We start from the raw sequence: 7,253 nt of genomic DNA, 5'->3' as shown, positions 1-7,253 counted from the left end.
CCCGCCTCGCCACGATCCCGACCCGCCGTCTCAGGAAGACCCGCGCGGGCGGCCATGGCCTCGTCGACTCCAGACATGTGGGACCATGGAAGCGTGATGACATCGACCTCGCCCACACGCACACGAACCGACTCGAGCCGCGGAGTACGCCGCGACACGCTGGCCACCAGACGAGTGTCTGTCAGCGTTGGTACGGCCACCGTCACACTTCTGGCCGCGCTGACAATCACCGCGTGGTGGCTGCCCGGCTCGCGCTGGACGGTCGGTCCGGTCATCGCGCTCGCCTCGTTCCTGTTGGCGCTCGCGTGGCCGACGTTGGCGCGACTGCACATGCCGTGGCTCGCGCAGGCAGTGCTTGCGCTCGGTGGGGCGCTCACCCCCATCGGCGTCGCGTACTGGAAGAACCTTGACATTGCGATCCCCTTGACCGGTATCATGCTCGTGTTCCTGGTGGCTGCGACGATCCTTGACGCGCCCGCACCGCGTGACCACTCGGTGGGAAATACGACCGAACACTGGGGGTCGACGTCGCTGACCGCAGCCCTCACCTCGTCGGTGACTGCGCTCCTCATCATTACAGCCGGGTCCATGTGGGTGTCCCTGACGGTCCACGCGCGCTGGTCGGTCGTCGTGCCCATGGCCGCCCTGGTCGTCATCGTCGTAGCCGTGTCGGCGAACAGTGGGCGCTCCTCGACCGCGGGGGTGTTCTACTCCGCGGCGTTCGGCCTGTTCGCGGGACTCATCATTTCCTCGATCGCGTGGCTGCTCGGGCACACCTCTGACCTGCTGCCCGTCGTCTTCCCCTCTATCGCCAATATCCTCGGCGACTTCGCCGCATTCCTCACCATGGGTGGCATCACCGGTGCCGGCGTCGGCTTTGCCGTGTCGGTCGTTGACGCGCTCCTCGGTGAGCGCGCCGCCTCCGCCCAGCTCGCCTCCCTCCTCGGTCGTGGTGCCGCCAAATTCCTTGTCGCTGCCCTGCCCGTCTACGCGATGACGCGCATCGGCGGCATCTGAGACGTGCCTCGCCTCGACGAGGCGGTGGCTGGTCACGTTGTATTAACGAGGTAGCGGCTGGGTGGCCGGGTTGTTACCCGCTGTGTCTTCCAGAACCGGACCCTGCCCCGGGAGGCGGCCCGGGCCTCGTTGGGCTGCACCTTCCTCAACCGCGCCTGCCCCGGGAGGCGGCCCGGGCCTCGTTGGGCTGCGCCTTCCTCAACCGCGCCTGCCCCGGGAGGCGGCCCGGGTCTCGTCCCTGTTCGCCGCCAGCTGCGCGCCCCCGCGCCGCGCGGTGCCCGCCCGCCCCACGCGTTAGGCTGGAGTCATGATGGTGATACCTGCTGACCTGCCCGCACTCGTTGCTCCCGTCGCGTGGATGCTCGGAACCTGGGAGGGGTGGGGCATGCACGCAAACCCCGCCCCCGGCCAGGAAGCTTCCGCCGAGGCCCCTGCTGATTCGCCCGTCATCGAGGAGATCCGCGGCGACGTCGTCGGCGAGCAGATGCGCCTGGTGACCCGCGTGTATGCGGGTGAGTCTGCCGCCCCGATCGACCCCACGTGGGACGCTGCGCAGGGCCTGGCTGCTATCAAGAAGGGCGACCTGATCAGCGAAGAGACCCTGTACGTATCCGTCGCGCCCTCCGACGCGCCGCTGCCGCCGCCCGGCCAGTACAACTCCCGCGAGTTCACGGCGACCTCTGCCTCCACCGAAGGTCACAGCGCTGTGTGGGACGGCGTGAGCGTCGGCCCGCGCGTGCAGATGGTCTCCGACGCGATCGCGCTTGGCGTGGACGCGCCCCGTCTGACGCACTTGGGCCGCATGTTCGGCCTGGTTGCCGGCGAACTCATGTGGACGCAGGAACGCACACTCGATGGCCAGGATGAGGCCGACGTCGAGATCTCGGGCCGCCTGCACCGCACCGAGCAGGCCTCCACGGAATCCGGCGAGGTCATCGACGGCATTGACGACTCGCAGGGCGGCTTCCTTGTCTGAGCCTTCGGTTGATTCCGAGTTCGTCGACGAGGCCGTGGCCTCCTTCGGCGCGACCGCGCACTGTGGGGATCCGTCGGGGGAGCAGTGGGCCCTTGAAGCTGGTCGCGCCTTGGTGCGCCGCCCAGACCTGGCGGTCATTTCTGTGTCGGGGGCTGATCGGCTGACGTGGCTGACGTCGCTCGCCTCCCAGATCGTCACGGACCTCGTGCCCGGCATGAGCCGCGAGCTGCTGATCCTCTCGCCCGAGGGGCGCGTCGAGCACTGGGCGGGCGCGAGCGACGATGGCGAGGCGCTGCGCCTGATCGTGGAGCGCTCGGACGTCGATTCTTTCGTGGCGTTCCTTGATTCGATGCGTTTTGCGCTGCGCGTCGCGGTTTCCGAGTGCGATGTCGTCGTGTTCTCCTCGGTCCGCGCGGGCGCAAACACGCCCGATTCGGTGGTGGGCTTGCCCGGACTCCTGTGGACCTGGGAGGACCCGTGGCCCGGCGTGGTGGAGGGCGGGGCCGCCTACTTCCAGGGCGAGCGCCACCCTGGCGCGCGCACGCCCATGATGTTTCACGCCGTTTCACGGCAGGCTGCGGACGAGTTCGAGGCCGCGTGGCTGTCCGCGTTCCCCGAGGCAGGCTCGCGTCGCCGCGCCGGATACCTGGCGTGGGAGGCCATGCGCATCGCCGCGTGGAAGCCGCGCCTGGGCCGCGAGACCGACGCCCGCGCGATCCCGCCCGAGGTGGACTGGCTGCGCACCGCCGTCCACACGGCGAAGGGCTGCTACCGCGGGCAGGAAACCATCGCCCGCGTCCTCAACCTGGGACGCCCCCCGCGCCGCCTCACCTACCTGCAGCTGGACGGCTCACGCGGCGACCTGCCCGCACCCGGCACAGCCATCGAGGTGGGCGGGCGTCAGGTCGGCGTCATTACGTCGTCGGCCCGCCACGCGGACGAGGGACCAATCGCACTCGCGCTCATCGCGCGCGCCGTACCCGTGACCACGGTGTTTGATATCGACGGCGTCGCCGCCGCCCAAGAGGAGATCGTGCCCGTCCACGGCAAGTCCTCCGTGTCCCCGCAGACCCGCCCGGGTGCCGACCTCTCCCGCGAGGCCGGCCAGCGCGGCGGATCAACGGGTTTTGGCGGCCTGGGCTCGGCCCTGGGGGCACGCTGATGCGCGCCGTCATCCAGCGGGCAACTTCGGGCGAGGTCCGCGTCGACGGCGAGGTCGTCGGCCGCCTCGCGCTTCCTGCTGGTTCTGCTGGGGACGAGGCGGGGGCCGGGTCTGCCGCTCAGGTTTCGTCGCGTGGCGTGGGTACCCCCGGTGACGTCGACGCAACACCCGGCAAGGCCACCCTGGCGGGGGAGGGTTCCGGCGGAGCGCGCCAAGGCCTCGTCGTCCTCCTGGGTGTCCAGCGCGGCGACGGTCCCACTCAGGTCACGACCATTGCTCGCAAGATCGCCGAGCTGCGCATCCTCGACGACGAACGTTCTGCGCTTGACGTGCACGCCCCGATCCTCGTGATCTCGCAGTTCACCCTGTATGGGGACACTCGCAAGGGTCGCCGTCCCTCGTGGACTCACGCCGCCCCCGGGGACGAGGCCGAACCCCTCGTTGACGCGGTTGTGGCCGATCTGCGCGGTCGGGGCCTGCACGTCGAAACCGGCCAGTTCGGCGCGATGATGGAGGTCTCGCTGGTGAACGACGGGCCGTTCACGGTTCTCGTCGAGGCGTAGTGTCTCCGGTAATGCCGCGTCTTCGCTTGTTTTCGGTGGTGTTGCGTCGCCGATGACGAGTCCGCAGTCGCTCGTGCCGCGACTGTTCTTGTTCCTTACTGGTGTTACGCCTCTTAGGTGGGTATTGCGCCAGTGGGGAGCTGGTGTCATGCTCCCTCACTGTTGTGATGCTTGATAGGGCGCGTCGCCCGTCCCCGCCTCGTCAATGTTGGTATTGCGCCTGCCGCGCCTCAAGCTATGGGGTCAGGTGTGCGCGGATCCGCGCTCGCACTTGTTACCGATGGGGTGTTGCACCTGATCGGTAAGCTTCAACCCCTTCTGATCGGGTTGAATCTTCCCGATGAGGTTGAATCCTGCCGATAGGGTTGAATGCTCTCGACAGCTCCGCGTCCACGCTTGTTCTTAAGTGGTGTTACACCACTTGGGTGGGTATTACACCAGCTGGGAACTGGTGTAATGCTCCCTAACTGGTGTAATGCCCCCTAACTGGTGCATTGCTGCGCTCAGCCGCGTGCAGTGTCTCTTGTGGGGCTAGCTGCATGGAATCTGCGTGTGGCCACAGAGCGTGGTTGCTCCCCAATGTCGCATGCAATTCCCATGGCAACCTTTCACGTGTTGAAGCACGGGCGTTGCAATTGCAACGTTTCTGGGGTTGGTGAAATCTGGTGTGGGGGAATTGCATGCGACTTTGAGGGAGGAGCGCAGGCCCGGCTTTTGGGGGGCGCTGGGATTAGTTATTGCCGTGCGTGCCTCATTCTCGCTGCCTGCACTGCATTGCCTCGATCTCATGCCCCGCCTTGATCCGGCGCTGACGACGCCTTGACTCTGCATTAGCTCAGTACTACCGAAGTGTCATGTGCCAGTCCCGTATCCTTGCCCCCTACCTCGGCTTCGTGCTGCAGAGGCCCCGTCACCCCGCCCCGGCCTCGTCCCTGCGCCCAGGGCGAAAGCGCGCGCACGGCGCTCGGGCTTTCCGTAGTCTGTAACTAGTCAACTGGGACGGGTGTACGCCGAGTTCGGCGGGGCAGCTGCCCCTGAAACAAGGAGAGACATGTTCGAACGCTTTACTGACCGTGCGCGCCGTGTCGTCGTGCTCGCGCAGGACGAGGCCCGCGGTCTTAAGCACAACTACATTGGCACGGAGCACCTGCTGCTCGGCCTGATCTCTGAGGGTGAGGGCGTGGCCGCGAAGGCCCTGGAGACGATGGGCATCAAGGGCGAGGCCGTGCGCGCCTCGGTCATTGAGATCATCGGTGAGGGTGAGAAGCCGGTCGAGGGCCACATTCCTTTCACGCCGCGCGCCAAGCGCGTCTTTGAGCTGAGCCTGCGCGAGGCCCTGCAGCTGGGCCACAACTACATTGGCACGGAGCACCTGCTGCTCGGCCTCCTGAAGGAGGGTGAGGGTGTGGCCGCCCAGGTGCTCACCAAGCAGGGCGCGGATTTGGCGCAGGTGCGCCAGACCGTCATCCAGATGCTGAGCGGCTACCAGCGCGGCGACGACGAGGGCCGCGAGTCGGTGGGCGCGGGCGTGGGCGGTTCGGGCGGCCCAGAGCGCTCGAATTCCGCGATCCTTGAGCAGTTTGGTCGCAACCTGACGCAGGCCGCGCGCGAGAACAAGCTGGACCCCGTCATCGGCCGCCGCGTCGAGATGGAGCGCGTCATGCAGGTCCTGTCGCGCCGCACGAAGAACAACCCGGTCCTGATCGGTGAACCCGGCGTCGGTAAGACCGCGGTCGTTGAGGGCCTCGCCCAGGCGATCGTGCACGGCGACGTGCCTGAGACCATCAAGGATAAGCAGATCTACAGCCTTGACATGGGGTCGCTGGTCGCGGGTTCGCGTTACCGCGGCGACTTCGAGGAGCGTCTGAAGAAGGTCCTCAAGGAGATCCGCACGCGCGGCGACATCATCCTGTTCATCGACGAGATCCACACCCTCGTGGGTGCGGGTGCCGCCGAGGGATCGATCGACGCGGCCCAGATGCTCAAGCCCATGCTGGCGCGCGGCGAGCTCCAGACGATTGGCGCGACCACGAACGACGAGTACCGCAAGTACATCGAGAAGGATGCGGCTCTCGAGCGCCGCTTCCAGCCGGTGAAGGTCGAGGAGCCCAGCGTTGAGGAGACGGTGGAGATCCTCAAGGGCCTGCGCGACCGCTACGAGGCGCACCACCGCGTCATCATCACGGACGCCGCGATCCAGGCAGCCGCCGAGCTGGCGGATCGCTACATCTCGGATCGTTTCCTCCCGGATAAGGCCATCGACCTGGTGGACGAGGCCGGGGCGCGCCTGCGTATCCGCCGCATGACCGCGCCGCCGGAGCTGCGCGAGCTGGATGAGAAGATCGCCGAGGTGCGCCGCAACAAGGAGGCGGCCATCGACGATCAGGACTTCGAGAAGGCCGCGTCGCTGCGCGATCAGGAGTCGAAGCTGTCCGAAGAACGCAAGGCGAAGGAGGAGGCCTGGAAGGGCGGCGAGTCCGACGAGATCGCCGAGGTCGGGGACCAGGAGATCGCCGAGGTCCTGGCCATGTCGACGGGTATCCCGGTCGTGCGCCTGACTCAGACGGAGACCGCGAAGCTGCTCAAGATGGAAGATGAGCTGCATAAGCGCGTTATTGGCCAGGACGAGGCCGTGAAGGCTCTCGCTCAGTCGATCCGCCGTACGCGCTCGGGCCTGAAGGATCCGAACCGTCCCGGTGGCTCGTTCATCTTTGCGGGTCCGACGGGTGTGGGTAAGACGGAGCTGGCGAAGGCTCTCGCCGAGTTCCTCTTCGGTGATGAGGATGCCTTGATCCAGCTGGATATGTCCGAGTTCTCTGAGAAGCACACGGCGTCGCGCCTTTTCGGTGCTCCTCCCGGCTACGTCGGTTACGACGAGGGTGGTCAGCTCACGGAGAAGGTTCGCCGTAAGCCGTTCTCGGTCGTCCTCTTCGATGAGGTCGAGAAGGCTCACCCGGACATTTTCAACTCACTGCTCCAGATCCTGGAGGAGGGCCGCCTGACGGACTCTCAGGGCCGAAAGGTGGACTTCAAGAACACCGTCATCATCATGACGACGAATCTGGGTACCCGCGATATTAATAAGGGCGTGCTGACGGGCTTCCAGACTGCGGATCACTCGACGCATGATTACGGTCGCATGAAGTCGAAGGTTGCGGAGGAGCTCAAGCAGCACTTCCGTCCGGAGTTCCTCAACCGTGTTGATGATACGATTGTGTTCCCGCCGTTGACGAAGCCGGAGATTGCGCGCATTGTCGACCTGATGATCGCGAAGCTCGCCAAGCGTATGGAGGCGCAGGATATGCGTCTGCAACTGACGGACGAGGCACGCGAGCTGCTGGCTGACGTGGGCTTCGATCCGGTGCTTGGTGCGCGTCCGCTGCGTCGCGCGATCCAGCGCGAAATCGAGGATGCGCTGTCCGAGAGGATCCTTTTCGGAGAGCTGCAACCTGGTCAGGTTGTCACGGTTGGTGTCACTGGAGAGGGTAAGGAACGGACTTTTACCTTCAACGGAGAGTGATTTACTCACCAATTG

General features: G+C 66.2%; 5 protein-coding genes. All 5 read left to right on the top strand.

The annotated features are described in order from the left end of the window. A partial coding sequence (locus tag HMPREF1136_RS01845) for a hypothetical protein (protein ID WP_232204151.1) occupies nt 1-1,017 on the top strand: 1,017 nt, incomplete at its 5' end. Nucleotides 1,018-1,324: 307 nt separating this feature from the next. Next, the gene (locus HMPREF1136_RS01840; protein WP_034504432.1) at nt 1,325-1,993 is read left to right on the top strand and encodes a heme-binding beta-barrel domain-containing protein; all 669 of its coding nucleotides are present in this window, start codon (nt 1,325-1,327) and stop codon (nt 1,991-1,993) included. Further along, nucleotides 1,986-3,155 (top strand): CAF17-like 4Fe-4S cluster assembly/insertion protein YgfZ, encoded by a 1,170-nt coding sequence (gene ygfZ, locus HMPREF1136_RS01835; protein ID WP_009647604.1) that lies wholly within the window; start codon nt 1,986-1,988, stop codon nt 3,153-3,155. Before HMPREF1136_RS01840 ends, ygfZ begins: the two co-directional genes overlap by 8 nt. A 182-nt stretch (nt 3,156-3,337) precedes the next feature. Then, nucleotides 3,338-3,718 (top strand): D-aminoacyl-tRNA deacylase, encoded by a 381-nt coding sequence (gene dtd / locus HMPREF1136_RS10215; RefSeq protein WP_442852126.1) that lies wholly within the window; start codon nt 3,338-3,340, stop codon nt 3,716-3,718. Nucleotides 3,719-4,769: 1,051 nt separating this feature from the next. Next, the gene (locus HMPREF1136_RS01825) at nt 4,770-7,238 is read left to right on the top strand and encodes an ATP-dependent Clp protease ATP-binding subunit (RefSeq protein ID WP_009647610.1); all 2,469 of its coding nucleotides are present in this window, start codon (nt 4,770-4,772) and stop codon (nt 7,236-7,238) included. The last annotated feature ends 15 nt before the right edge of the window (nt 7,239-7,253 follow it).

The sequence above is a fragment of the Actinomyces sp. ICM47 genome (assembly GCF_000278725.1).
In the GTDB taxonomy this organism is placed as follows: Bacteria; Actinomycetota; Actinomycetes; order Actinomycetales; family Actinomycetaceae; genus Pauljensenia.
The sequence above is the reverse complement of the archived record's forward strand: the minus strand, read 5'-3'. Positions and strand labels throughout refer to the sequence as shown.